Origin of the sequence: Bosea sp. OAE506, from assembly GCF_040546595.1 — a bacterium.
In the GTDB taxonomy this organism is placed as follows: domain Bacteria; phylum Pseudomonadota; class Alphaproteobacteria; order Rhizobiales; family Beijerinckiaceae; genus Allobosea.
Genome location: NZ_JBEPOB010000001.1, coordinates 2926066 through 2950521, shown reverse-complemented (window position 1 = coordinate 2950521; position 24456 = coordinate 2926066). Strand labels below are relative to the sequence as shown.

Genomic DNA, 24456 nt, shown 5'->3' with positions numbered 1-24456 from the left:
GTCAGGATGTACGGGTATCGGGGTTTGAACGCGCCCGGCTGCGTTGCTCGCGCAGGCGCTCGGCCGGGTGGAAACGGGCGTCGCGGCGCAGCGTGCCGGGCGGGGCATCCCAGTTGGGCGCCATCCAGCTCGTCCAGCCGAGCTGGCCGAACCGGCCGAGCCGAGCGGGCTTGACCTCGCCGACAGGCAGGGCGAGCTCGACATCCCATTCGAGACCCTCACCGAGATGGAAGAAGACCGCGTCCGCCAGCTTCTCGCAGCGGTCGCCGCTCGGCAGGAAGCGCGAGAATTCATCCAGGCTGCGCGCGACGATGCAGACGCGGAACTTGTCCTCGACGCTGTAGACGCTGGCGCCGAGCAGCGCGTCGCCGCCCAGCGTGCAGTGCCGACTGCCGAGCCGCGTCCGGTCGGCCGGATCGAAGACGAGGCGCATGCCGACGAACTGCTCGATCTCGACCTCGGCCTTGAACAGCCCGGCCAAGAGCCCGCGCAGCCGCGAGGCCGACTTCGCCTGCGCCCCGATCAGCCCGGCATGAGCGAGCTTCTCGGCATCGGGCACGCTGTCGCGCTTGAAATAGGGCGCCGATCCCAGCCCGATTTGGCTGCCGACATAGGCCGCGAAACGGTCCCGTTCCGGCCGGTCGTGCTGCGCCACGGGCCGGGAATCCGCCCAGGCCCGGAAGAACAGCTGCAGGAAGCGGTGGTTGAAGATGTCGAGGAAGCGGGGAAAGGCGTCGTCGCGCGCGAGCTGCCAGTGGTAGCTCTCTTCCGTCGTCGCCAGCGGCAGCGCGCCCTGCGGCCCGAGCAGGCCGAGAAACTTGACGAAGAGGCGCAAGCGCCCCTGCCCGTCGCGATCGGCTTCTGCAATGGTCGAGGCCGCGAAATCGAGGAAGGCCTGTTCGCCCAGGGCGACATATTCGTCCCGCCGCGCCGGCACGTCGCCGATGCGCGGCCGCTCCGGGAAGCTGCGTTCCAGCCGTCTCAACACGGCGAAGAAGTCGAAGCGCCAGGGCTCCTCCTGGAGCCGCTCCGCATAGCTCGGCTCGCGCTGGAGGGGGAGGTCCTCGCTCACAGGATGCGCCTCGATCCGGCGCGGGGCGGCCAGCGCATCACCTCGCCGCGCTCGACCGTGCGGATCACCGTCTGGGTAAAGTGGTTCATCGCCGCATATTCGGCGAAGAACCGGTCGAGCACAGCGCCGAGCAGGAAGACGCCCGAACCCTCGAAAGCCTTCTCGTCGAGGACCACCGTGATCTCGAGCCCCCTCGCCGCCCCCGTCCCCGCGCGCTGCGGAAAGCGCCGCACGACGGGGCGGCTGTCGACGCTCTTGATGCCGCGAATGCGCCGCTCGGTGGCACTGTCGGCGAGGTCGGCGAAGAGCGAGAGCAATTCCCGCAGCGCCTCGCCGTTCTGGCCGGCGCCGCGCTGGACGAGGCCGAGATGGTTCAGGCTGAGCATATTGATCAGCCGCCAGGTGACCACGCCGGTGCTGGCCGTCTCCGAGCGCAGTCGCAATTGCGAGACGACCGGTTCGCGCGGCGGGGTCGGCCCCGAGAGGCAGGCAACGTCGAGCGCGACATTGTCGATCAGCCGGAAATCGGCCCCGCCCTCGCCGGTCGGCAGGTGCTCCGGGAGGTGCCGGTTCGAGCAGAGCGCGCGCAGGCTCAGCTCCGCCACCGAGACGCTGTCGGTGACGCCCGCCGGCTCGACCAGCGAGATGAACATGTCCGTGCCGGTGTAGTCCGAGGCCCGGCCGAGCCGGCGCTCGGCGACGGAGCGCCGCCGCGGCAGCCGGCGCTGGGTGTAGAGCAGGCCATGGGTCGGCGACGCCCCTTCCGGCGAGGAATAGAGCGGATGGACCGGCTGCTTCTCGCGCCCCCCGGCGTAATGCGCGTGAACCGAGAGAAGGCTGTGGGGCTCGTAGTCGAGCGGGCGGCTGCGATCGGGCACGACATGGAACTCGTGCTGGTTGGTCCGCACCGGCACGCGGTCCAGCGTCTTCTCGAAGAGGTTGATCGCGGGCGCCGCATACAGCGCGAACATCGGCTTCTGAACGGCCGCCGCCAGCCGCGTATTGACCTCGTCAAAGACGAAGATGACGTCGACCGTCTTCGCCGTTAGCTTCGGCATGATCCGCGCCAGCCCGGCGAGCCGGAAGCCGAGGAATTTGCGCGGGAACCAGAACATCTCGCGCAGCAGGTCGAAGCCGCGGAAAACGCGGGTATCGGCCGGCAAAAGCGCCTCGTCCTCGGCGAAGCCGAGCTGCTCCAGCGCGACCCCGTCGGCAGGCGTGATGACGGGATCGCCGAACGCGTCGAGATGGCGGAAGTAGATGCCGACGCAGTCGCCGAAGAGCTGCTCGTAGAGCGCCACCGCATCCGCCTCCGCTCCGAGCAGGTGGACGGTCAGCTCCTTGCAGCGGCAGCCGGCGAACCAGCTCGTCGGCGTCTTGAGCGCCTGCGCCGCCGTGGGCTCCTGCTCGGGATCGGCGCTCGTCCGGTGCGTCAGCGTCAGCCGCAGGCCCGACAGGACGCGGTGGTCGGTCGAAAGCCCGAGCGCCTGCAGCGGGCCCGGCGCGGGGATGTATTCGGCAGCCGCGACGTCGAAGGGCCAGAGCGCCACCTCCGTCCCCAGCCGGTAGCGACAGGCCACGCGGCGCTCGCGCTCGAGATAGGTGGCGTCGATATAGGAGCCGCGCGGGATCGTCAGCCCGTCGCGCAGGCCGGGGTCGGAAAAGGGCGGCCGGATGCCGGCGAGCACAGCCGACGGCGTCGGCGCCAGATAGTTCGGGACGAGCTGCTCGAGCAGGTTGTTGGTGAATTCCGGGAACTCGTGCTTGAGCTTGAGCTGCACCCGCGCCGCGAGGAAGGCTGCCCCCTCCAGCAGCCCCGCCACCATCGGGTCCATCCGGTCCCCGACGAGCCCACCCAGACGTTCGGCAATTCCCGGATACTCTTCCGCGAATTCCTTCGTGTGCTCCATGAAGAGGCGGAGCTCTTGGTTATAGGCGTCGAGGAACTCCTGATGCATCGCCTAGCGGCTCCTGATCGCCATCTTGCCGGTGTCGAGCTCGAGATCGGCCACGAATTCGACCGGCACGTTCAGCGGCTCGCAGTTGAGATCCGCCCGCACCAGGAACCGCACCTTCAGTTCCGCACGGTCGAGCGAATGGTCGCGCTCGACCTGGATCGAACCGCGGATCAGCCGGGGCTCGTAGCCGACCAGCGCCGCCGCCATGTCCTTGGCGATGAGATCGACCCGGTGCTCGTCGATGGAGCGGCTGGCCAGGTCCGGAAGGCCGTGATTGAGGATCGAGCGCCGGACATGCTCGTGCTGCGACAGGTCGACCGAGGAGGCGAGGTTGACCGTGTTCACCAGCGCGTCGAGATCGATGGCGATCTCGCGCCGCAGCTTGGGCTCGGTGATGGCGGCGCGCGGCGCCGCACGCCGGTTGGCGATGACGCGCTCGCCGCCGGCGTCGCGCAGGTCGAGCGCGACCATTGCGTCCTTCTCCTGATGCGCCTCGCGAAAGGCGAACATCAGGGGCGGGCGCAGCCGCTTCTTCGTCAATGTGCCGTTCGCCGGACCCCGCACTCGTCGTCGCTCCCGCTTCCCCGTCCCGATCGGCCCGGCAAGCACGATGGCCGTCGCGGCGCTCCCCCGCAACGGCCATCGTCCGGCCCGGAGCCGACGCCGCCGGAGCGGCGCCGGCGAAGGCTCACTTCTTGTTCTGCTTCAGGTCCCAGGTCATCGTGACCGGAGCGTCGAGCGAGCCGTCCTTCTTCTGCGGCTTGTACTCGTACTTGATCTTGGCGAAGTTCAGCGAGAACTGGTCGGTCGGGATCGTGGTGCCGCCCGCGGCGTCGCCGGACTGGTAGCTCGACACCAGCAGGTCCTCGAGGGTCAGGACGTAGTAGTCCTGCTGGTTCTCGCCCTGCTTGCGGACGTAGAGCACCGCCTTGGTGATGTGCTTGCCGGTGGCGCAGGACAGCGCCAGGTTCGCCGAGGCCTTGCCGACGGACGCGGTGAGAGTGGATGTCCTGGAAATTGGCCTTGCCGGCGCCGCCGCCCTGGCCGCTCGCATGGGTGCCGGCATTGCTGACGCCCCAGGAGAAGGAATCGACCTCGATCGTGTCCTTGTGCTTGGAGTCCTGGCTTTCGCCCTTGATGCCGTCGATCTCGAGAAGGAAGTCGCTAGCCATGATGATGATCTCCTCTGGTGTGAAGGGACTGAAAATTCGGTCGCAAAACCCGGATACTGGACGCAGTTCTCCTGTGCGCCCGGTCGCGAAGGACACGGGCGCCTGGAAGCTTCTGGACTGAGGTCACCTGCTGGTCAGGCGACGGTCACGTCTGGGCGGTCACGTCTTGGGAGCTGGCAGTCGTGAGACCAGGCTCAGGCCGATATCCATGCCCTCGAGCTGGAAATGCGGCCGGAGATAGAACTTGGCCGAGTAGTAGCCGGGGTTCTCCTCGTCCTCGAAGACGTCGATGCGCGCATCGGAGAGCGGGCGCCGCGCCTTCGTCTCTTCGCTGGAATTGACCGGATCGCCGTCGACATAGTCGGTGATCCACTCCTGCAGCCAGCGCCGCAGCGGTTCCTTTTCCTTGTAGGAACCGATCTTGTCGCGAACCATGCACTTCAGGTAGTGCGCGAAGCGCGAGACCGCGAACATGTAGGGCAGCCGCGCCGACAGATTGTCGGAAGCCGTCGCCGCGACGCCGTCGGGACCCGAGAAGCTCTTGGGCTTGTACAGCGACTGGGCGCCGATGAAGGCCGCCTTGTCGGTGTTCTTCCGATGGATCAGCGGGATCAGGCCGGACTTGGCCAGCTCCGCCTCGCGCCGGTCGCTGATCGCGATCTCGGTCGGGCACTTCAGGTCGACGCCGCCATCATCGGTCGGGAAGGTGTGGGTCGGCAGGTTCAGCACCTCGCCGCCCGACTGCACCCCGCGGATGCGCGTGCACCAGCCATATTCCTTGTAGGCGCGGTTGATGTTCACGGCCATCGCATAGGCCGCGTTCATCCAGGCGTATTTCTCGCCCTTGTGCCCGTCGGTGTCCTCCTCGAAGGCGAACTCCTCGACCGGCTCCGACTTGGCGCCGTAGGGAACCCGCGACAGCACCCGCGGCAGACACAGGCCGACATAGCGGGAGTCGGCCGCGTCGCGCAGACCCTTCCAGGCCGCGTAATCGGGCGTGTCGAAGACCTTGCCGAGATCGCGCGGGTTGGACAGTTCGGTCCAGGTGTCCATCCCCATCAGGGTCGGATCCGCACCGGCGAAGAAGGGCGCATGGGCCGCCGCCGCCACCTTGGAGAGATCGCGCAGCAGCTGCACGTCCGTCGGCACATGGCTGAAGTGGTAGTCGCCGACCAGGCAGCCGAAGGGCTGGCCGCCGAGCTGTCCGAACTCCTGCTCATAGACCTGCTTGAACAGCGGGCTCTGGTCCCAACGCGCGCCGGGATAGGTCTTCAGGTTCCGATACAGCTCGTTCTTCGAGACGTTCATCACCTTGATCTTGAGCTGCGCGTCGGTCTCCGAATTGAAGACCAGGTAGTTCAGCCCGCGCCAGGCGCTCTCGATCTTCTGGAACTCCGGCGCATGCAGCACCTCGTTCATCTGCTCGGTCAGCTTGGCGTCGAGCCGCGCGATCATCTCCTCGATCGTGTCGAGCACGTCGTTCTTGATCAGCGTCGAGTCCGCGAGCGCCTGGTTGACCAAGGTGGCGATGCCGGCCTCGACCTCGGTCGCGGCGCGCTCGGTCTTGGGCTTGAAGCTCTGCTTCAGGACCGAGGCGAATTCCTCGACGTCGCGGGTCTCGGTGACCGCGCCGGGCTGCTGGGATTGTGCTTCCGCTGCCATTGCCGCCTCGCTCACTTCGTCTCTTCGGCCGGGGTACCGTCGGAAGGCTTGTCACCAAGCCTGTCCTTCAGCGCCGCCATCAGCTGGGGGTCGGCCAGCAGCGCCTTGATCTGGTCGCTGGCGGCCATCTTGCCGTCCATGAAGCGCACCAGATTGGCGAGCTGCTCGCGCGCCTCCAGCAGCTTGGCCATCGCCGGGATCTGCCGGGCGACGGCGGCCGGGTTGAAATCGTCGAACTTCGAGAACTTCAGCGCGACCGAGAGCTTGTCGCCGCCATCGCCCAGCTTGTTGGGGACAGCGAAGGCAACACCCGGCTGGATGGCGCCCATGCGCTGGTCGAAATTGTCCATGTCGAAGTCGAGGAACTTGCGCTGCGAGATCTCCGGCTTCTCGACACCGGCGGCATTGCCCGAGAGATCGGCCATCACCCCCATGACGAAGGGAAGCTCGATCTTCTGCTCGGCGTTGTAGGGATCCTCATAGGTGATGTGGACCCGCGGCGGCCTGTTGCGGCGAATGAACTTCTGACCTGAATCTCCGGCCATGGTAGCAGCCCCTCTGCGAATGCGTCACGCCGACGTAACGTGACACCGTAACCGTTCTTGCCTTCTACCGATATAGTCGCGCCTGACCCGAAGTCGGTTCAAGTCCAATACCGGAAAATCTCCTAACCGTCGGCGTCGGGCATCAGCGTGACGTCGGGCAGGATGTCGCCCAGCAGCGCCAGGAAGTCCCGCTGCGCCAGCGCGCAGGCCTTGTCCATCAGCAGCGGCGTCGGGTGCGAGGGCTCGACCTGGCGATAGAAGGCGGCGACCGCCCTCATCCCCGCCACGGCCTCGGCCCGCGTCGAGACCTGGAGCGCCGGCGCGGCCTGAGGCGTCTCTCCCGCCTCTGGCGCATCGGGGTCGGACCCGCCAAATTCGCTGCCCTCCTCCGCCTCGCCGGCCTCCTCCGAAGCATCGTCATAGGTTTCATCCTCGGAGGCCGCGTAGGAGTCGTCGCCGTAGCCCTCCTCCGACGCCTGGTCCTCCGGCGCGCTCAGCCGCTCCAGCGGCAGGCGGAAGCGCGGCCGGTCGCCGATCTCCAGAACGGCCTGCCCGAAATGCTCGGGGAACATGATCTGAATGACCTCGATCAACGACTTGCCGATCAGTTGCTGCGCCTGGCCGATCAGGAGAACCGCCGGGCTGGAAGGCTCCATGCGGCGAAAGTAGCCGAGGCAGGCAGCCAGCGTATCCTTCACTTGAAGGATGTTGCCGCAACTGCCCGGCGCGACACTGGAACTGCCTGCCGGAGCGGCCTCGCCCGGCGCCGCCTGAAGCACCGGCATCGCCTGGTGGCCGGGCACGCGCCGCGCCACCGCGCCATCGAGGAAGGCGACGATCTGATCGACGAGCGCCGAGAGGCGCGGAAAGCTGAGCGAATGATCGGCCCCCACCCTCTCCAGCCAGATCGCGCGGATGCCGGCAAGAGCGTCCGCGATCGCGCGGATGCGCGCGAGCGTCGCGGTCAGCTCATCGATATCGGTGTCGCCGAGTGCCGCCTGGATCGCGCCGGCGTCGGGATGCTGCTCGCCCTCGACGAGCCTGGTCTCGCCGGTGGCGACGAGCTGGCTGCGGAAGGCGAAGGGCCCGATGCGCCGGCTCACGAAGAGCGGCGCGTGCTGGAGAGGCAGCACCACGGTCGGCAGCTCGTCCAGGCTCTGCAGCGCCACCTCGCGCATGATCTGGTCGCCGTCCTGCGCCCGCGGATGCACCGTCTCCCACTGCTCGGAGAGGAGCGTGGCGATGGTCGTTAGGCATGCGGCGAAACCCGGCACGTCCCGGTTGAGAATGGCGAGCTTGCCGGCCAGCACGAACAGCCTCAGGTCGCGCGAGCGCTCCAGCAGCTTGCCGAGATCGGAGAAGGCGGCCGGGAACTCGATACCGCTGCGGTCGAACGCGACCTGCCGGCCCTCGTCGTCGCGCCGGAAATACTGCGCCGGCAGCGCGACCTCGAGCCGCGCCGTGACGTTCATGAACTCGGGATCGTCCTCGAGATCCGGCCCGCAGGGATCGGCGTCGGAGATGGCGCTCGCATACGCCGCAAAATTCAAAGACGCCATCGCCCCCACCGGTTACGCATGCACAGGCCTCGCCGCCGGCAGCCTCCGCGGAGACGGCCGGCCGGCCTCGTCAATCGCTCTTCAGGCGGGTCTCGACCCGGCGGTTCTCGCCGGCGAAGCGGTCCGCCACCACCGGCTTGGTCTCGCCATAGCCGCGCGCCTCAAGCTTGGCGGTGTCGACGCCGCGCTCCTGCAGATAGCGCACCACCGCCTGGGCGCGGCGGGCGGAGAGATCGAGATTGTAGGAGGGCGAGCCGACCGCATCGGTATGGCCCTCGACGAGGAAGCGGCTGGTGCCGAGCTGCGGCGTCTTCAGGGCCTTGGCGAACTCGTCCAGATTGGCCCGGGCGTCCGGCTCCAGCACATCGGAATTGTACTTGAAGCGCACCACCAGGTCGAAGGCCGCGATCGCGGCCGGCTTCACCGCGTGCCCCGCCCGGCTGCAATCGGCTTCCGTGCCGATGCACAGCCCGCGGGTCGCGCTGACCGGCGGCGCTGCCATCGCCGGGCCGAAATGCTTGACGATGTCGTCCGCCTTGTAGGTCTGCGCCTGCGTCGCCGGCGTCGGTGCCATATAAAAACCGGCGGAAAGGATGGCGATGGCTGTAATCGCGGGCTGCTTGCGCATGGTCCCCCTCCCGTTTAGCTTCGCGCGGGCGGTAAAGGATTGAAGGCGCACACCATGACTCGCGCCATCCGCTACGTCAATAACAAAATAGCATCTAGAACCGCGAGGTTTCGTTGATGACCGCCGATCTGCGACAGTTGCAAAGAACTGCTTCGTTTACGACACCTTTGGGTCAAGACGTTTTTGCCTTGATGCAGTTCGAAGCCTCTGAAGGCTTGAGCGAACTCTTTACTTTTCAGATCGACGCCAGCAGTACGACTGAAAACGCCGACCTGCAGAGCATCATGAGTCAGAAGTGCTCCGTGACGATGACGCTCAAGAACGGCAGCCCGCGCGTCTTCAACGGCACGCTGGTCGACGCCCAGTGGACCGGTAAGGAAGAGGACCTGCACCACTACCGCTTCACCCTGCGGCCGTGGCTCTGGCTGCTGTCGCAGCGCTCCGACTGCCGCATCTTCAAGGAGCAGACGGCGGTCGACATCATCAAGGCGATCTTCGCCAAGGAGGAGAGCGCAAGCTTCGAGGACCGCACCAGCGACCGGCTCGAGCCGATCCCCTACTGCGTGCAGTATCGCGAGAGCGACCTGGACTTCGTGCTGCGGCTGATGGAGCAGTACGGCATCTATTTTTACTTCAAGCACAGCGACGGCGACCACAAGCTGGTGCTGTCCGATTCCCGCTCCTCGCACGACCCCGTCCAGGCCGCGGCCGAGCCGACGTTTAACGGGGCCGGCACCGCCTATCCGCTGATGCCGCCGACGAGCCGGATGCCGCGCCATATCGAGAACCTGACGCATTGGTCGACGATGCGCCGGCTGCGCACCGGCAAGGTCGTGCTCAGGGATTACGATTTCGAGCAGTCGGCTTCGGACCTGACGGCCCAGGCCGAGGCCGGCTTCGACAAGGCGAAGGCCTTCGAGGCCTATGACTACCCGCGCAGCTACATCAAGCGCGACGAGGGCGAGCATTTCGCCCGGGTCCGCGCCCAGGCGGAGCAGGCGCAGGACGACCGGCGCCACGCGGCGGGCGATGCGCCGAGCCTCCATCCGGGCGCGCTGATGACGCTCGCGGCCCATGAGACCACGTCGGAGAACATCGAATATCTGGTGGTCGGCTGCCGCCACAGCTTCGTCGGGCAGGCCTATCGCTCCGGCGCCGAGGCCGACTCGCCCTATAGCGGCGCCTACGAGTTCCAGAAGAGCGACCGCCGCTTCCGCGCGCCCCTGGTCACCCGGCGCCCGACCGTGTTCGGCCCGCACACCGCCAAGGTCGTGGGCGAGCGCAACCGCGGCGAGGAGGGCGACATCGACGTCGACGAGTTCGGCCGCATCCTGCTGCGCTTCCACTGGGACCGCGAGGAACGCTCGACCTCCTGCCGCACCCGCGTCGCGCAGATGTGGTCGGGCAAGAGCTGGGGCGGGCAAATCATCCCCCCGCATCGGCCAGGAGGTTGTGGTCGAGTTCCTCGAGGGCAATCCCGACCTGCCGCTCGTGACCGGCACTGTCGTCAACGACCAGCACAAGCCGCCCTACGGCCTGCCGGACAACAAGACCCAGTCCGGCCTGAAGTCGGAGTCGACGGACGGCGCCGGCTTCTCCGATTGCTACAACGAGATCAAGTTCGAGGACCGCAAGGGGGAGGAGATCTTCAGCATCCAGGCGGAAAAGGACTTCCAGGCCCTGATCAAGAACAAGGAGACCCGCGAGATCGGGCCCGATTACCGCGACGGAGGCTATTCCCGCGAGACCACCGTCAAGAGCGGCGACGACAAGCTCCATATCCAGCAGGGCAAGCTCGACATCGAGGCCATGACCGAGATCAATCTCAAGGTCGGCCAGAGCACGATCAAGATGCTGCCGGCCAGCATCGAGATCTCCTCGCCGACGATCACGATCAAGAGCGTCGCGAAGACCGAGGTGCTGAGCGACGCCATGGTGATCGTCAACGGCGCCCTCGTGAAGATCAACTGAGGGCCGATGTCGCGCCTGCGCTTCAGCACCGCCCGGGAGGTCTTCGAAACCTTCCCCTCAGTCGGCAAGGCCATCGCCACCAGGCCGGTGGCCGAGCATCCGCTCGCCTTTCTGCGGCGGCTGGCGCAGGGCCCAGCCCCGAGCGAGGCCATCGGCTTTGCGGCCTATCTCCTGCCGCGCCGCGAGGCCGTCTGGTGGGCGGCCCAGTCGCTGCGAGGGGTGCAGCCGGCCTCCGCCGCGGCGGATGAGGGGCTCGTCGCGGCTGAGGCGTGGGTCCGCGATCCGCGCGACGAGACCCGCCGCGCCGCGCTCGCCGTCGCCGATGCCGGCGATCCCGCCCACCCGGGCACCTGGGCCGCCTTCGCCGCCGGCTATTCGGGCGGCAGCATGGTGGAGGGCCATACGGTGCCCTGCCCGCCCGATCTCACCGCCAAGATGGCGCGGATCGCCGTGCTGATCGCGATCGGCCGCCTGAGCGGGCGCGAGCACCAGGCCGCATTGCGCAACTGCGTCGAAGCATGCATTCGATTGGCCGATGACGACGGCAAGACCTCTTGACGGCCAGACCCCTGCCTGAGCGCAGGCCGCGCCCGGATTCCCCGCCATGCCTCTGACGCTGACCATCGAGAACGAGACCGCCCTGCCCGATGGCGGGCCCCTCACCGTCTCCCTGAGCGGCGGCCGGGGCCTCGACATCGGCCGCGACCAGCATCTCGACTGGTGCCTGCCGGACCCGACCCGCGCGATCTCCGGCCGCCATTGCGAGGTCCGCTTCCGCGACGGCGCCTATTGGCTGCGCGACATCTCGACCAACGGCACCTATGTCAACGGCGGCACGCAGCGCGTCCAGTCGCCCTACCGCCTGCAGCATGGCGACCGGCTGGAGATCGGCCATTACGTCATCGCCGTCGCGATCGATGAGCCCGCCCAGGCCGAGCCGGCGCAGCACCAGCCGCAGGAAGCAGCACCTGAGTCCGGCTCGCTCTGGTCGGCGCAGGGCGAGGCGGCGCCGCCGATTCCGCGCCGCGATCTGCTGCCGCCCAACCGCCACCGTCCGGTCCATGACGGCTTCATCGACTGGGCCGCCGACATTCCCGCGCCGGCGCCCCCCCAGCCCGCGGTCGCGCCGCCCTCACCGCCCCCCGCCCCCGCAGGCGACGATTTCGCCTGGGCGCCCTACCAGCCGCCCGCCAGCGCGCCCGAGCCGCCGCCGGTGGCGATCCCGACGCCGCGCCGCCCCCTGACGGCCGATCTCCCGCCGGGCGATCCCTGGAGCGACGCACCCGTTCAGCCCACGCCGCCGATCGCCCCTTTGCCGCCGCTCGAGCCGCTCGCGGCGGCAGGCCAGCCCTTCGTGCCGCCGGCAGCCACGGCCATGCCCGCCGGCATGCCCCAGATCAGCGCGGCGGAGTTCGTCCAGCGCTTCGCCAAGGGCGCGGGCCTGTCGACGAACGACCTCGCCTGGCAGGACCCCGGCGCCTTTGCCGAGCAGCTCGGCGGGCTGATGCGGCTCGTCGCGGTCGAGCTCAAGCAGTTGCTGGCCGCCCGCGCCGAAAGCAAGCGCATCGCCCGCAGCGCCAACCAGACGATGATCCAGGCGCAGGACAACAACCCGCTGAAATTCTCGCCGACCGTGGACGACGCGCTGCAGCTGATCTTCGGCCGGCCCAAGAGCGGCTATCTCAGCGCGCAGAAGGCCTTCGACGAGAGCTTCCGCGACCTCAAGGCCCATCAGATCAAGACCTATTCCGCCATGCAGCACGCGCTGCGCATGCTCGTCGAGGATCTCGAACCGCAGGCCATCGCCGAGAGCACGGCGCAGGATCGCGGCCTCGATTCGCTGCTCGGCTCGCGCAAGGCCAAGATGTGGGATGCCTATGTCGCCCGCTGGGACGCCAAGACCGCGCCTTATGAGGACGGTCTGGTCGACGCCTTCATGCTTTATTTCGCCGAGTGCTACGACCGCGGCGGGAAATAACGCGCTTATCCCAAACCAATCTCTTGCCGGCGAACTTTGTCCGGTTGACGCCCGACTTCACCTCCCCGAGATCTCGATGCTGTATCCAAGGGGAGATCGTGATGCGCATTGCTGCTGCTGTTTGCGTTGGACTGTTCAGTGCATCTTGCGCGTCGAGTTCTTCGGATATCAGGGCGTCTTATGTTTCGCCGCTGCAGTATCAGTCCTACACTTGCAAGCAGTTGGGTGAGGAGGCTGAGCGCATTTCGACCCGCGCCATCGAAGCGGCGGGCACCCAGGATTCACGCCGCACCCAAGATGCCGTTGTTACGACAGTCGGCGTCGTCGTCTTCTGGCCCCTGCTCTTCGCCGTGAAGGGCGATGGCCAGAACGCAGCAGAACTCGGCCGCCTGAAGGGCGAGATGGAGACCATCGAAAAGGTCTCCATCCAGAAGAACTGCGGAATCGTCTTCAAGCGCGAGCCTGCAGCCTGAAGGGCGCTTAAGCTACCTTCTTAGCCGCCACCGCAGTGATCTCGATGTCGTGGCCAGGCGAGGCGAGCTTCGCCTCCACGGTGGCGCGGGCCGGCGCTGTGCCCTTCGGCACCCAGGCGTCCCAGACCGCGTTCATCTCGGCAATCTTCGAGATGTCGGTCAGGAAGATCTGGACGCTGAGGATGCGGCTCTTGTCGCTGCCGGCGGCCTCCAGAGTCTCCTCCAGCAGCGCCAGCACCTCGGTGGTCTGCTCGCCGAGCGGGCGGCCTTCGGTCTTTTCGGCGACATGGCCGGCAAGGAAGACGATGCCGTTGAAGATGGCGGCATCGCACCAGCGCTGCGTCACTCCGATGCGGTCGATGGTCATGGTCGGTATCCTGCGCTGAGATGGGGCGCGACGAGCCGCGCGCCGCCCCTCCTAGCCGAGGCGCGGCAGCCCGTCAGCCGCCGATGATCACCGTCGTCAGCCCCATCGTGATCTTGTTGGGCGGGCCCACCGCCTCGATGATCGTGTCGCCCACCCGGCAGGCCGAGAGATTGTTGATCAGCACGGTCTGCGAGCCGTCGACGACGACACCGGGCCCGTGCGGCGGCGCCGGCAGCAGGGTCAGGCAGTTGTGGATGTCGGCCCCGCCGGCGGCGCCGGTGATCATCGAGCCCATCGTGGTGGCGGCGGTCGCCTTCGCGGTCTCCTCGGCCAGCTTCGCGGCGGGCGCGCCGGGGGTCCCTGCGGCGGCGAGCGTCGCCGCCTCGGCGGTGGCGATGGCCGCATCCGAGACCTGGCGCGCCGCCTGGATCGCGGCGGCGGCCACGGCCGAGACGCCGCGCCAGGCCGGCAGGCCGCCGATCAGCACATTGGGGCTGCCCGGCCCGGGCTGGAGGACGCCCGGGAGGGGATGCAGCACGAGATCGAGGATACGGGCGGCGGGGCCGGTCGGCATCGGGGCTCCTCCTCGCCGGTCGATCGCGACCGGCTCTTGAGACGACTCTGCTGGACTGCCGGACATCGCGCAACCGCGCATCATTCAAGTCAATGACGGCAGCCCGTTGCTGACGCTCTAGCATTCGCTTGGTGACGCTTGTTGGCGACCCGTATAAGGTCCCCGACATGCCTTTGAGTGAGCGAGAGCCGGATGTCGTGGTACAGCAAGGTCGTCTGGTCGGAAGGGCTGTTTCTACGGCCTCATCACTTCCAGCAGAACGACCGGTATCTTGAGAACCTGCTGGAAAACCGCGTTCGGCACGTCACCCCTTACCCATGGGGCTTCTCGGTGCTGGAGATCGACCGCGACCTCGCCCAGCAGAGCCGGATCGGCCTGCGCCGCGCCGTCGGCGTAATGCCGGACGGCACGCCCTTCGCCCTGCCCGACAACAGCCCCCTGCCCGCCGCCATCGAGGTGCCGGAGAACGCCGCCGGCCAGATCGTCTGGCTGTCCCTGCCTCTGGCCTCGCCCAACACCCGCGAAGTCGAGGACGCGCAGACCGGCAGCGCCAGCCGCTACCTCCCCGCGACCGAGATGCTGATCGATTCAACCGCCTCGCTACGGATCGAGGAGGAGATCGACGTCGCCCATCCGCGCCTGACGCTGGAGCTGCGCAAGACGGCCAAGGCCGGCTATGTCGGGCTGGCGCTGGGCCGCATCCTCGAGGTGCGTGACCGCGCCATCCTCTTCGACGAAAAATTCGCCCCGCCCGTCCTCGTCTGCTGCGCTTATCCGGTGATCGAGGGCTGGCTCGACCGCGTCATCGGCTGGATCGACAACAAGCTCGAGGAACTCGCCCGCTACGCCGCCGATCCCACGGCCGGCGGCGGCCTCCAGAGCGCCGACTATTTCATGTTGCAGCTCCTGAACCGGCAGATCCCGCAGCTGCGGCACCTGCGCCAGTCGCGCTATGTCCACCCCGAGCGGCTGTTCGAGACCTTCCTGGGGCTGGCCGGCGAGCTCGCCACCTTCACCACCGCCGAGCGCCGCGCCCGCGATTATCCGGCCTATGACCATGACGATCTGGAGGCCTGCTTTACGCCGCTGGTCCGCGACATCCAGGATTTCCTCTCCGCCAATCTCGGCCGCCGCGCGATCCGGCTGGAGATCACCGAGCGCGCGCCCAACGCCTTCATGTCGACGATCCGCGACCGCAGCCTGGTGCGCAACGCGACGCTGGTTCTGGAGGTCGCGGCACGCCGCCCGCTGACCGAGATCCAGGCGCAGTTCCCGCAGCTCTTTAAGGTCGGCCCCAACACCAAGATGAACGAGATCGTCCATGCCCATCTGCCGGGCATCAGCCTCGTCCATCTGCCGACGCCGCCGCCGCAGATCCGGGCGCTGACCGACCACGTCTATTTCTATCTCGACCGGACCTCGCCGCTCTGGCCGGAGTTCTCGACCGCAAGCTCGATCGGGATGCATTTCTCCGGTGACTGGCCCGATCTGGAGCTCGAACTCTGGGCCGTGCTCGAGGGGCGGCGATGAGCGATCCCGGTTCGCCGTCCGATCCGTTCGGCCGCTCCGACCGGACCATCATCAGGCCCAACCCGGCCGGACGCCGCGCCCCCCTGCCCTCGCGCCCTGCTCAGCCAACACCGGCGGCGCCGACACCCTATGCCCCGCCCGCCGCCGCCTCGCCCGGTGTTCCCGGCGGCAGCGACGACTGGATCTCGGCCGTACAGCCCGCCCCACCGCGCCAGCCACCGCCGCCCGGTACTGCCGCCGGGCCGCTGCCGGGCCGCGACCAGCTCCTGACGCCCAACGCCAACCCGCTGCTGCGCGCCGCCGGCCCGCTGCTCCTGCTGCTCGGCCGGCTGCGCTCGCAGCTCAGCAGCGCTCCGCTCGCGCAGCTGCTCGGACAGGTCACAGAAACGATCGAGGCCTTCGAGCACGAGGTCCGCGCCGCTGGCGCCTCGGCCGAGCAGACGCGGACGGCCAAATACGTCCTCTGCGCGGCGGCCGACGACATCGTCCAGAACATCCCCGGCGAAGACCGGCATGTCTGGACGCAGTACAGCATGCTCTCGAAGTTCTTCGGCGAGCGTGTCGGCGGCGTGCGCTTCTTCGAGGAGCTCGACCGCGCCAAGGCCGACCCTTCCGTCAATTACGACCTGCTCGAACTGATGCATGCCTGCCTGGCGCTGGGCTTCCAGGGCATCCACCGCACCTCCGCCGGTGGCGCCGCCAATCTCCAGATGATCCAGCGCAACCTGTTCGAAACGCTGCGCCGGGTGAAGCAGCCCGACCCCGAACTCTCGCCGCGCTGGCGCGGCCAGGCCGTCGCCTCGCAGCTGGCGCGCTTCAAGGTCCCGGTCTGGTCGGTGGCGGCGCTCGCCGGCGTCGCCGTGCTCGGGCTCTATCTCGTCTTCCGCTTCCTGCTTGCGGGCAATGCGGAGGCGGCGGCCACCGCCATGCTCTCGGTTCATCCCAAGGGCGAGCTCGGCCTCGTCCGCAAGGTCTTCTCGGCGCCCCCGCCGCCGCTGCCGCCGCCCCCCGTGCCGCCCAAGGTCTGCGGCGCGGTGCAGCCGCCCATCGTCTGCCAGGTCACGCCTAACGTCATCATCGTCAGGCTCGTCGACATCACCCTGTTCGAACCCGGCCAGGCGGCGGTGCGCGATGAGTTCCGCCCCCTGATCGAGCGGATCGCGAGCGTGCTGGAAACCGAGGGCGGCGCGGTCAAGGTGCTCGGGCACACCGACAACGTGCCGATCCGCACCGCGCGCTTTGCCTCCAACCTGCAGCTGTCCCAGGCCCGCGCCAAGGCCGTCGGCGACTTGCTCCAGACAAAGCTGAGCAAGCCCGACCGCATCAGCGTCGAGGGCAAGGGGGCCGATGCCCCGATTGCCGACAATGCCAGCCGCGAGGGGCGCGCCAAGAACCGGCGGGTCGAGATCGTGATCCAGCGGCAGGGCTGAGGGAGGGCGAACCCATGAACCTCGCCACCTGGCTCAGGATCGCAGCCATCATCGTCGGGGCGCTGGCGCTCGGACTGCTCATCTGGTTCGGCACACCCTTCGTCGCCATCGGCGAGGCCAGGCCCTTCGATTCCATCTGGGTCCGGCTGCCGATCGTCGCGCTGATCGCGTTCGGCGCGCTCGCCTGGATCGCAATGATCGTCATCCGTCGGCGCCGCGCCACCGCCGCGCTGACCGAGGCGCTGGAACAGCAGCAGGAGGCGACCGGCGACGGCGCCGCGCTGTCGGCGTCGATGCGCGACGCGCTCGCGACGCTCCGCCGCGCGCGGGGCAAGGATGGTGGCGACTATCTCTACGACCTGCCCTGGTACGTGATCATCGGCCCACCCGGCGCCGGCAAGACCACCGCGCTGGTCAATTCGGGGCTGAAATTCCCCCTCGCCCGCGGCGGCGCGGCGCCGGCCGCGATCGCCGGCGTCGGCGGCACGCGCTACTGCGACTGGTGGTTTTCCGAGGAGGCCGTGCTGATCGACACGGCCGGCCGCTACACCACCCAGGACACCGACGCGAAGGCAGAGAAGGCGAGCTGGCTCTCCTTCCTCGATTTGCTCAAGACCCACCGCCCGCGCCAGCCGATCAACGGCGTGCTCGTCGCAATCAGCGTCGAGGATCTGCTGACGTCCTCGCCTGAGGAGATCGCCGCCCATGCCGACGCGATCCGCAACCGCCTGCTCGAGCTGAACGAGCGGCTGAAGGTCGATTTCCCGGTCTATGCGATCTTCACCAAATCCGACCTGATCGCGGGCTTCAACGAGTTCTTCGGCGCGCTCTCGGAGCCGCAGCGCCGCATGGTCTGGGGCCACACCTTCCAGACCGCCGACAAGACCCGCAACATGATCGGCGATGTCGCGCCCGAATACGACGCGCTGATCGCGCGGCTGAACGAGCGGCTGCCGGATCGCCTTCAGGACGAGGCCAACCCGACCGCGCGCGCCCAGATCTTCGGCTTCCCGAGCCAGATGGCGACGCTGAAGCGCTCGATCAACGACTTCCTCGGCCGCGTCTTCGAGCCGACGCGCTACCACGCCAACGCCACGCTGCGCGGCTTCTACTTCACCTCCGGGACGCAGGAGGGCACGCCGATCGACCAGCTGATCGGCGCGCTCTCGCGCAATTTCGGCAGCAGCCACGCCAGCGCAGGCGCCTATTCCGGCCGCGGCAAGAGCTATTTCCTCACCGACCTGCTCCAGAAGGTCGTCATCGGCGAGGCTGGCTGGGTCTCGACCGATCTCGGCGCCGCACGGCGCGCCACCCTGCTGCGGGCGGCCGGATTTGCCGCCGTGGCGCTGGTTTCGCTCGCCGCACTCGGCCTGTGGTGGACGAGCTTCTCGCGCAACAGCGACCTGATCACCGCGACCAATTACGGCCTCTCGGATTACCGCGCCAGCGCTGCCCCCGTGCTCCAGGAGACGACGATCTCCGAGCGCAATTTCAGCCGCGTGCTGCCCCTGCTGCACAAGCTGCGGCATCTGCCGGCGGGCTATGCCACCCGCGAGGAACCCACGCCGGTGGCCGCCACCTTCGGCCTGAGCCAGCGCGACCGGCTCCAGAACGCGGCCGAACTGACCTATCAGCAGGCGCTGGAGCGGATGCTGCGCTCGCGCATCATCTTCCGGCTGGAGGAGCAGCTCGAGGCCAACCAGACCAATCCCGGCTTCGTCTACGAGGCGCTCAAGGTCTACATGATGGTCGGCGGCCAGGCGAAGCTCGACCGCGACCTCGTCATCGCCTGGATGCGGCTGGACTGGGCCGAAAACCTCTTCCCCGGCGCCGCCAACGCCAAGGGCCGCGAGGCGCTGGAAGAGCATCTGGTCGCGATGCTCGATCTCGACGATGGCGAGGCCGAGCCGCTGGTCAAGCTCAACCAGTCCCTGATCGAGAACAGCCAGCGCACGCTGCGCCGCCTCAGCATCGCGGAACGCGCCTATGAGCTCTTGCGCACCCAGGCCCGCTCCCAGAGCCAGAAGGACTGGGTCGCCGCGCGTCGCGGCGGCTCCGACGTGCGCCTGGCTTTCGAAGGAGTGGGCGGCGAGGACCTCGACGCGGTCCGCGTGCCCTATTTCTACACCTATGACGGCTTCCAGAACGCCTTCGTCGACCGCCTCGGCGATATCGGCGACCGGATCGAGAAGGAGCGCTGGGTGCTCGGCGAGAATGTCGACCAGCAGGCGATCGTCTCGCAATACGCCACGCTCTTCCAGGACCTGCTGAAGCTCTACAGCCGCGATTTCGTCGCCTCCTGGCAGCGCACGCTCGCCCGGCTCAAGCTGCGTCCGCTCAACGCCGACAAGCCGCAATATGTGGCGCTCAGCGCGATGGCGGCGCCGACCTCGCCCTTCAAGCAGATCCTCGAATCCGTCCGCGACGAGACGCAGCTCACCAAGGAGCGCGCCTCGGTGAAGAAGGCGGCGGCGCAGGCGGCGACCGACGTGCTCGAAAAGCGCGCCAGCGAGGCGCTGAACCGGCTCGGCACCAACCTCCCGCTCAGTGCGCCCGGCGTCGAGCGCGTGCTCGGGGGCGGCGGCAACGAGGCGCTCGGCGCCGATATCGAGAGCCAGTTCAAGCCCTTCCATGTCCTGGTCGAGGGCGATCTCGGCCGCCGCCCGGTCGACCAGCTTTTGCAGGTCCTGTCCGAGATCAACCAGAACCTCGCCATGGCGGCGACCAACCCGGCCCAGTCGGCCGCGGCCAATGCCGCGCTGGTGCCGCTGATCGCGACGCTGCGCGCCAATTCCTCGCGCTATCCAGCTCCCTTCGGCGCCATGGTCGTTGCAGCCGTCAACGATTTCGAGGGCGATGCCACGGGCGCCACTGTCGCCCTGCTGCGCCAGGCGCTGGGCGACCAGGTCAGCCGCGTCTGCACGGAGATCCTGACCAACCGCTACCCCTTCGTGAAGGGCAGCACGCGCGATGTGCCGCTGGCCGATTTCGCCCGCCTGTTCGCGCCCGGCGGCATCATGGACAAGTTCTACAAGGAGCGGCTCGAACCCTATGTCGACAGCTCCAAGGCGCAGTGGAACTGGCGCGTCGACAGCCGCGTCGCCCGCTCGCTCTCGGCAACGACGCTGCGCGAATTCCAACGCGCGAGCGAGATCCGCGAGGCCTTCTTCCCGACCGGCGGCAACCTGCCCTCCTTCCAGATGATCGTGGTACCGACCGCCCTCTCCGCCGACGCTGCCAATGCCAAGCTCGAGATCAACGGCTTCACCGTGACGAGCCAGCAGGGCGTCAACACGCCCGCCCCGGTGATGTGGCCGGGCGCCGGCGTCGGCCGCACCGCGATCACGCTGACATTGGGCGGGGCAAGCGGCGGCGGCGTCTTCGGCGGCGGCTTCTTCTCCTCGGGGCCGAGCGCGCCGTCCGGCGAGGTCAAGCTCTTCGAGCGCGACGGCGTCTGGTCCTTCTTCCGCCTGCTCGACACCGGCTCGGTGCTGCGCCAGGGCGACAATATCGGGCTGACGCTGGCGGCGGGCGGGCGCCAGGTCGGCTACCAGTTCGGCGTCGGCTCGCTCAAGAATCCGCTGATCCTGCCCGCTTTGCGGGAGATCCGCTGCCCGTCGGGGATCTGAGGCGATGAGCTGCGGCCTGTTCGGGAAGCTGCCGGCCAAGCGCGACTTCATCGCGGTCAACGCCCCGGCTGGCTTCCTCAAGGTCTACGAGACCTGGCTTCAGGGCGGGCTGACCGCGAGCCGCCTCGCACTGGCTGGCGGCTGGCAGGAGGCCTTCCTCAACGCGCCGATCTGGCGTTTCTGGCTCGGCCAGGGCCTGTGCGGGCAGGCCGTCGCCGGGGCCTTCATGCCCTCCGTCGACGGCGTCGGCCGGTATTTCCCGCTCACCGTCTTCGCGCTGGCGCAGCCCGGCGGTGCGATCCCCCATCCCGAGCTCGACCCGCAGGACGCCTGGTATGCCGGGGTCGAGGACTTTCTGCTGCAGGCGCTCGATCCGGGAGCGAGCTTCGAGGCCGTCTCGGAACGTCTGGCGCAGCTGGCCGTCCCCAATGACGCGCTGCTGGCGCTGCCGCCTGAGGAGATGGTGCGCCTCCCGGACGGCACCATCGTCACGGCGCTGGATGCGGCCGGCTTCCCCGCCCGGCTCGCCGCGCTGCGTGTCGAGGACCATGCCCGCGCCTATGCCCATGCGACCTGCTTCTGGACCGTGGGCGGCGAGAATTTCGAGCCGCTCGCGCTCGTGGGGCACGGCCTGCCGGACCCTCACCTCTTCGCCGGGCTGCTGACCGGCCGTTTCGACACGTTCCTCGAACCGGGGCGGGCCGCATCATGAGCGATCTCGGGCAGAACGATCTCGGCCGGGCGGCGCTGCCCTTCGAGACCGGCGCCGTCAGCCATGTCGGGCGCGTGCGCAGCGCCAATGAGGACAATCTGGTCGTCCGGCCGGAGTTCGGGATCTGGGCGGTGGCCGACGGCATGGGCGGCCACGAGAACGGTGCGCTCGCCAGCGCCACCGTCGCGCACGCGATCGAAAGCATCGGCCCGACGCAGTCGGCGCCCGATCTGCTGGCGCGGCTGGAGGCCGGCGTGCTGCAGGCCAATGCCGATCTGCGCCGCCACATCGCCGAGGGCAATGGCGCCCCGATGGGCTCGACGCTGGCGGTACTGCTCGTCCATGAGCGCCATTTCGCCTGCGTCTGGTGCGGCGACAGCCGGATCTATCTCGTCCGTGCCGGTCAGATCCTACAATTGTCGCGCGATCACACCGAGGTCCAGGATCTCGTCGAGCGCGGCGTTCTCACCCCCGCCGAGGCGAAGCTCTCGCCGCGACGCCACGTCATCACGCGGGCAATCGGCGTCCACGACCAGCCGGAGCTCGACCTCGACAGCGGCGAGATCGAGGATGGTGACGTCTTCGTGCTCTGCTCGGACGGGCTGACCGAGCATGTCGCGGAGGACGAGATCCTGGCGACGGTCGAGGAGGCCGGCGCCCAGCAGGCCTGCAACGGCCTGCTGCAGCTCACGCTCCAGCGCGGCGCGCGCGACAATGTCACGGTGATCGTCATGCGCTATACCCGCAGGGAGAACCGGACGACGCGGTGGATGCCGAATATGCGCATGCAGGAAACCGACACGCCATGAGCGACTCCGAGCGCACCGTCTTCGCTCCCCGGGCCGGCGCCGTCTCCGTCGGGACGACGCTGAACGGCATCTACGAGGTCGAGCGGCTGATCGCGGTCGGCGGCATGGGTGAGGTCTACAAGGGCCGCGCCATCCAGACGGGCGATGCGGTGGCGATCAAGATGATCCGCCCGGAGCTCGCGCGCGACGAGGCCGCACTGGCCCTGTTCCGGCGCGAGGCCGCCGCCCTGCACAACCTCTATAACGAGGCCATCGTCCGCTATTACGTCTTCACCATCGATCCCGGCACGCAATCGCCCTATCTGGCGATGGAGTTCGTCGACGGGCAGCCGCTCTCGGAGCGGATCAAGGAAGCGCCGCTGAGCGTCGACGAGGTCGACCTCCTGCGCCGACGCATCGCGCCCGGGCTCCATGCCGCCCATCTGCTGGGCATCGTCCACCGCGACGTCTCGCCCGACAATATCATCCTGCCCGGCGGCAGCATCGCCCGCGCCAAGATCATCGATTTCGGCATCGCCCGCTCCAGCATCCTGGGCGAGGGCACGGTGATCGGCTCCGGCTTCGCCGGCAAATACAACTACGTCTCGCCCGAGCAGCTCGGGCTCTTTGGCGGCGATGTCACCGGCCGCTCCGACATGTACAGCTTCGCGCTCGTGCTGGCCGAGGCGCTGGCCGGCAAGCCGCTCGACATGGGCGGCAGCCAGGTCCAGATCCTCGACAAGCGCCGCCGCCTCCCCGACCTGTCAGCGATCGATGCGCGCATCCGCCCGCTGCTCGCGCGCATGCTGGCGCCCGATCCGGCCGACCGCTTCGCCGACATGTCCGAGGTCGCCTCCTGGCAGCCGCCGAGCACCCCCGCCAAGGCGGCAGGGGGCGGCGGCTCCTCCACGCGGCTCGTCGCCGGCATCGCTGCGCTCGCACTCCTCGCGGGCGGCGGCTTCTATGGCTGGACGCTGCTGAACGACAGGCCGAAGCCTGGCGGCGCCGCGCCGCCGGCCCTCACCGAGAACCGCAGCGACACGGCGGCCCAGCCCCCTTCCCCGACGCCGGGCCAGCCAAGGGTGCCGGATCTGGTCGAACCGCCCGCCGTGCCCACACCCACCGTGCCGGTGCCCGCCACGGTCACGACGCCGCTCGCGCCCGCACCCTCGCCAACGGCGCCGGCCGCGCCCGCAAACCCGCCGCCGGCCCTGAGTGAGCCAGCTGGCGGCGCCGCGACACAGCGGCCTCCCCAAGTGCCCCCGCAGCCCCCGGCGCCGCAGCCCAATCCCCAGGTCGCGATCGCGACGCCCACACCGCCCCCGGTCAGCCCGCCCGACCCGCGCCTGCCGCAGCCGACACCGGAACCCTCCCGTCCTCCGGCGGTGCAGGCTCCGCTGCCTGCCAGCCGTCCCGACCCGGCCCAGCCGCCGCGCTCGCCGCTGGACCGCATCCAGAACTACATCGCGACCTATAATGGCGGACCTTGCGTCTTCCTCTGGCCCACCGAACTCACGGCGACACGCGCGGTGCTCGAGGGCTTCGGCAACGCGACCGAGCCCTTCGTCGCCTTCGACAGCGCCTTCAAGGCGGCACAGGGCTTCGAGGCGCAGATCCATCTGCGGCCGATCACGGCGGCGCAATGCCCGATGGCGGATTTCCTGCGTGCGCTGGGCGACAACATCGATCGCACGCCGCGGCTGCAGATCAACGCCTTCAACATGAAGAGCGGCGATGTGCTGAGCGGCACCATCGACAATGACGGCGGCCGCAACGTCGCCGTCGTGCTGATCGGGGACGATGGCCTAGTCTACAATCTCGGCAGTTATCTGCGCCGCGACGGACGACGCGCAACCTTCAATCTCAAGCTGGAATCGGCCGGCGGCGGCCCGCGGCCCCAGACCGTCCTGACCTTCGTCAGCGCCGCGCCGCTGCCGGCCCTGTCGGGCCCCAACCCGACGCCCTCGACAGATTTCTTCGCCAGCCTGAAGCAGGATGTGGCACGCCAGGGCGCCCCGCTCGGGCTCGGCGTGCGCTACTTCCGGATCGACTGACCAGAGGAGCGGGCAGCGTCGGTCTGCTCGTTACTCCGCCTCGCGATAGAGCACGCCCCACTCCTCCTGCCAGAGGCCCTGCGGATCCTCGACCACGATCGGCGCCCGGATCTCGTTGGCGAGCCGGACCGCGGCGCGGAAGGCCTCAACCGGCGGCAGAGGATCGCTGAGGAAGTCATTGACAAGATGGCCGCCCGCCAGATCCGCCGGGCAAGCGATCCGCCCGCGGGTTTCCCCATCGCCCGCGCTGAGGCTGAGCGTGATCGCGTCCGGCTGCGGCTCGTCGACCTGCTCGAAACGGTTCGTCGCCATGTCCTGCTCTCCCTCTCCGGTTGTTGGCGGGACGGGCGTCCC

General features: G+C 68.5%; 21 protein-coding genes and 2 pseudogenes. 11 read left to right on the top strand and 12 right to left on the bottom strand.

Features of this window, described 5'->3' with window-relative positions; translation table 11 throughout:
* Position 1: 1 nt before the first annotated feature.
* From tssG to ABIE41_RS14350, 9 genes and pseudogenes are all read right to left on the bottom strand, one after another.
* A complete protein-coding gene (gene tssG / locus ABIE41_RS14390; protein WP_192641068.1) occupies positions 2 to 1072 on the bottom strand; it encodes a type VI secretion system baseplate subunit TssG in 1071 nt (356 codons plus the stop codon).
* On the bottom strand, positions 1069 to 3030 hold the full coding sequence (gene tssF / locus ABIE41_RS14385; protein ID WP_192641067.1) for a type VI secretion system baseplate subunit TssF: 1962 nt from the start codon (positions 3028 to 3030) through the stop codon (positions 1069 to 1071). The genes tssG and tssF overlap by 4 nt, the downstream gene beginning before the upstream one ends.
* 3 nt (positions 3031 to 3033) lie before the next feature.
* Positions 3034 to 3570, bottom strand: a complete 537-nt coding sequence (locus tag ABIE41_RS14380) for a type VI secretion system baseplate subunit TssE (RefSeq protein WP_354192316.1) — start codon at positions 3568 to 3570, stop codon at positions 3034 to 3036.
* 148 nt (positions 3571 to 3718) lie between these two features.
* Complete coding sequence (locus ABIE41_RS14375) at positions 3719 to 4084, bottom strand: Hcp family type VI secretion system effector (protein ID WP_354192314.1); 366 nt, start codon at positions 4082 to 4084, stop codon at positions 3719 to 3721.
* Positions 4085 to 4106: 22 nt separating this feature from the next.
* Positions 4107 to 4202: pseudogene (locus tag ABIE41_RS14370) on the bottom strand (type VI secretion system tube protein Hcp); the annotation flags it as partial.
* Between the two features lie 159 nt (positions 4203 to 4361).
* Entirely contained in the window at positions 4362 to 5864 is a 1503-nt protein-coding gene (tssC, locus tag ABIE41_RS14365) for a type VI secretion system contractile sheath large subunit (RefSeq protein WP_192641065.1), read from the bottom strand.
* An 11-nt stretch (positions 5865 to 5875) separates the two neighbouring features.
* Positions 5876 to 6409, bottom strand: coding sequence for a type VI secretion system contractile sheath small subunit (gene tssB, locus ABIE41_RS14360; RefSeq protein ID WP_192641064.1), 534 nt, complete (start codon positions 6407 to 6409; stop codon positions 5876 to 5878).
* Positions 6410 to 6531: 122 nt separating this feature from the next.
* The gene (locus tag ABIE41_RS14355; RefSeq protein ID WP_192641063.1) at positions 6532 to 7968 is read right to left on the bottom strand and encodes a type VI secretion system protein TssA; all 1437 of its coding nucleotides are present in this window, start codon (positions 7966 to 7968) and stop codon (positions 6532 to 6534) included.
* A gap of 70 nt (positions 7969 to 8038) precedes the next feature.
* Entirely contained in the window at positions 8039 to 8596 is a 558-nt protein-coding gene (locus tag ABIE41_RS14350; RefSeq protein WP_192641062.1) for an OmpA family protein, read from the bottom strand.
* A gap of 116 nt (positions 8597 to 8712) precedes the next feature.
* Between ABIE41_RS14350 and ABIE41_RS14345 the strand changes: the two are divergent.
* From ABIE41_RS14345 to ABIE41_RS14325, 5 genes and pseudogenes are all read left to right on the top strand, one after another.
* Positions 8713 to 9969 (top strand): annotated as a pseudogene (locus ABIE41_RS14345) (type VI secretion system Vgr family protein); the annotation flags it as partial.
* A 79-nt stretch (positions 9970 to 10048) separates the two neighbouring features.
* Positions 10049 to 10567, top strand: coding sequence for a bacteriophage T4 gp5 trimerisation domain-containing protein (locus tag ABIE41_RS14340; protein ID WP_354193547.1), 519 nt, complete (start codon positions 10049 to 10051; stop codon positions 10565 to 10567).
* Between the two features lie 6 nt (positions 10568 to 10573).
* Positions 10574 to 11125 (top strand): DUF6931 family protein, encoded by a 552-nt coding sequence (locus ABIE41_RS14335; RefSeq protein WP_192641060.1) that lies wholly within the window; start codon positions 10574 to 10576, stop codon positions 11123 to 11125.
* A gap of 46 nt (positions 11126 to 11171) precedes the next feature.
* Entirely contained in the window at positions 11172 to 12545 is a 1374-nt protein-coding gene (gene tagH, locus ABIE41_RS14330) for a type VI secretion system-associated FHA domain protein TagH (protein WP_192641059.1), read from the top strand.
* Positions 12546 to 12646: 101 nt separating this feature from the next.
* The gene (locus ABIE41_RS14325; RefSeq protein WP_192641058.1) at positions 12647 to 13018 is read left to right on the top strand and encodes a hypothetical protein; all 372 of its coding nucleotides are present in this window, start codon (positions 12647 to 12649) and stop codon (positions 13016 to 13018) included.
* A gap of 7 nt (positions 13019 to 13025) precedes the next feature.
* Here ABIE41_RS14325 and ABIE41_RS14320 read toward each other — a convergent pair whose 3' ends face one another.
* Positions 13026 to 13385: a RidA family protein gene (locus ABIE41_RS14320; protein WP_192641057.1), complete on the bottom strand. Its 360-nt coding sequence runs from the start codon at positions 13383 to 13385 to the stop codon at positions 13026 to 13028.
* A gap of 73 nt (positions 13386 to 13458) precedes the next feature.
* Positions 13459 to 13959, bottom strand: a complete 501-nt coding sequence (locus ABIE41_RS14315) for a PAAR domain-containing protein (RefSeq protein ID WP_192641056.1) — start codon at positions 13957 to 13959, stop codon at positions 13459 to 13461.
* 192 nt (positions 13960 to 14151) lie between these two features.
* On the opposite strand from ABIE41_RS14315, the gene tssK reads away from it, so the two are divergent.
* Genes tssK through ABIE41_RS14285 form a run of 6 tightly spaced genes read left to right on the top strand, consistent with a single transcriptional unit; the run spans position 14152 to position 24102 of the window.
* Entirely contained in the window at positions 14152 to 15489 is a 1338-nt protein-coding gene (gene tssK / locus ABIE41_RS14310; protein WP_192641055.1) for a type VI secretion system baseplate subunit TssK, read from the top strand.
* A complete protein-coding gene (gene tssL, locus ABIE41_RS14305) occupies positions 15486 to 16919 on the top strand; it encodes a type VI secretion system protein TssL, long form (RefSeq protein ID WP_192641054.1) in 1434 nt (477 codons plus the stop codon). Before tssK ends, tssL begins: the two co-directional genes overlap by 4 nt.
* A 14-nt stretch (positions 16920 to 16933) precedes the next feature.
* On the top strand, positions 16934 to 20548 hold the full coding sequence (gene tssM / locus ABIE41_RS14300; RefSeq protein ID WP_192641053.1) for a type VI secretion system membrane subunit TssM: 3615 nt from the start codon (positions 16934 to 16936) through the stop codon (positions 20546 to 20548).
* Between the two features lie 4 nt (positions 20549 to 20552).
* On the top strand, positions 20553 to 21260 hold the full coding sequence (gene tagF / locus ABIE41_RS14295; RefSeq protein ID WP_192641052.1) for a type VI secretion system-associated protein TagF: 708 nt from the start codon (positions 20553 to 20555) through the stop codon (positions 21258 to 21260).
* Entirely contained in the window at positions 21257 to 22069 is an 813-nt protein-coding gene (locus ABIE41_RS14290; RefSeq protein WP_192641051.1) for a PP2C family protein-serine/threonine phosphatase, read from the top strand. The genes tagF and ABIE41_RS14290 overlap by 4 nt, the downstream gene beginning before the upstream one ends.
* On the top strand, positions 22066 to 24102 hold the full coding sequence (locus ABIE41_RS14285; RefSeq protein ID WP_192641050.1) for a serine/threonine-protein kinase: 2037 nt from the start codon (positions 22066 to 22068) through the stop codon (positions 24100 to 24102). Before ABIE41_RS14290 ends, ABIE41_RS14285 begins: the two co-directional genes overlap by 4 nt.
* Before the next feature lie 30 nt (positions 24103 to 24132).
* Here ABIE41_RS14285 and ABIE41_RS14280 read toward each other — a convergent pair whose 3' ends face one another.
* Positions 24133 to 24414, bottom strand: a complete 282-nt coding sequence (locus tag ABIE41_RS14280) for a hypothetical protein (RefSeq protein WP_192641049.1) — start codon at positions 24412 to 24414, stop codon at positions 24133 to 24135.
* Positions 24415 to 24456 lie beyond the last annotated feature (42 nt).

Bases quoted from the DNA above. Each gene is read 5' to 3' on its own strand.
- tssF (WP_192641067.1), bottom strand. From the start codon at position 3,030: ATGCATCAGGAGTTCCTCGACGCCTATAACCAAGAGCTCCGCCTCTTC.
- ABIE41_RS14375 (WP_354192314.1), bottom strand. From the start codon at position 4,084: ATGCGAGCGGCCAGGGCGGCGGCGCCGGCAAGGCCAATTTCCAGGACA.
- tssC (WP_192641065.1), bottom strand. From the start codon at position 5,864: ATGGCAGCGGAAGCACAATCCCAGCAGCCCGGCGCGGTCACCGAGACC.
- tssB (WP_192641064.1), bottom strand. From the start codon at position 6,409: ATGGCCGGAGATTCAGGTCAGAAGTTCATTCGCCGCAACAGGCCGCCG.
- ABIE41_RS14355 (WP_192641063.1), bottom strand. From the start codon at position 7,968: ATGGCGTCTTTGAATTTTGCGGCGTATGCGAGCGCCATCTCCGACGCC.
- ABIE41_RS14350 (WP_192641062.1), bottom strand. From the start codon at position 8,596: ATGCGCAAGCAGCCCGCGATTACAGCCATCGCCATCCTTTCCGCCGGT.
- ABIE41_RS14335 (WP_192641060.1), top strand. From the start codon at position 10,574: ATGTCGCGCCTGCGCTTCAGCACCGCCCGGGAGGTCTTCGAAACCTTC.
- tagH (WP_192641059.1), top strand. From the start codon at position 11,172: ATGCCTCTGACGCTGACCATCGAGAACGAGACCGCCCTGCCCGATGGC.
- ABIE41_RS14325 (WP_192641058.1), top strand. From the start codon at position 12,647: ATGCGCATTGCTGCTGCTGTTTGCGTTGGACTGTTCAGTGCATCTTGC.
- ABIE41_RS14320 (WP_192641057.1), bottom strand. From the start codon at position 13,385: ATGACCATCGACCGCATCGGAGTGACGCAGCGCTGGTGCGATGCCGCC.
- ABIE41_RS14315 (WP_192641056.1), bottom strand. From the start codon at position 13,959: ATGCCGACCGGCCCCGCCGCCCGTATCCTCGATCTCGTGCTGCATCCC.
- tssK (WP_192641055.1), top strand. From the start codon at position 14,152: ATGTCGTGGTACAGCAAGGTCGTCTGGTCGGAAGGGCTGTTTCTACGG.
- tssL (WP_192641054.1), top strand. From the start codon at position 15,486: ATGAGCGATCCCGGTTCGCCGTCCGATCCGTTCGGCCGCTCCGACCGG.
- tssM (WP_192641053.1), top strand. From the start codon at position 16,934: ATGAACCTCGCCACCTGGCTCAGGATCGCAGCCATCATCGTCGGGGCG.
- tagF (WP_192641052.1), top strand. From the start codon at position 20,553: ATGAGCTGCGGCCTGTTCGGGAAGCTGCCGGCCAAGCGCGACTTCATC.
- ABIE41_RS14290 (WP_192641051.1), top strand. From the start codon at position 21,257: ATGAGCGATCTCGGGCAGAACGATCTCGGCCGGGCGGCGCTGCCCTTC.
- ABIE41_RS14285 (WP_192641050.1), top strand. From the start codon at position 22,066: ATGAGCGACTCCGAGCGCACCGTCTTCGCTCCCCGGGCCGGCGCCGTC.
- ABIE41_RS14280 (WP_192641049.1), bottom strand. From the start codon at position 24,414: ATGGCGACGAACCGTTTCGAGCAGGTCGACGAGCCGCAGCCGGACGCG.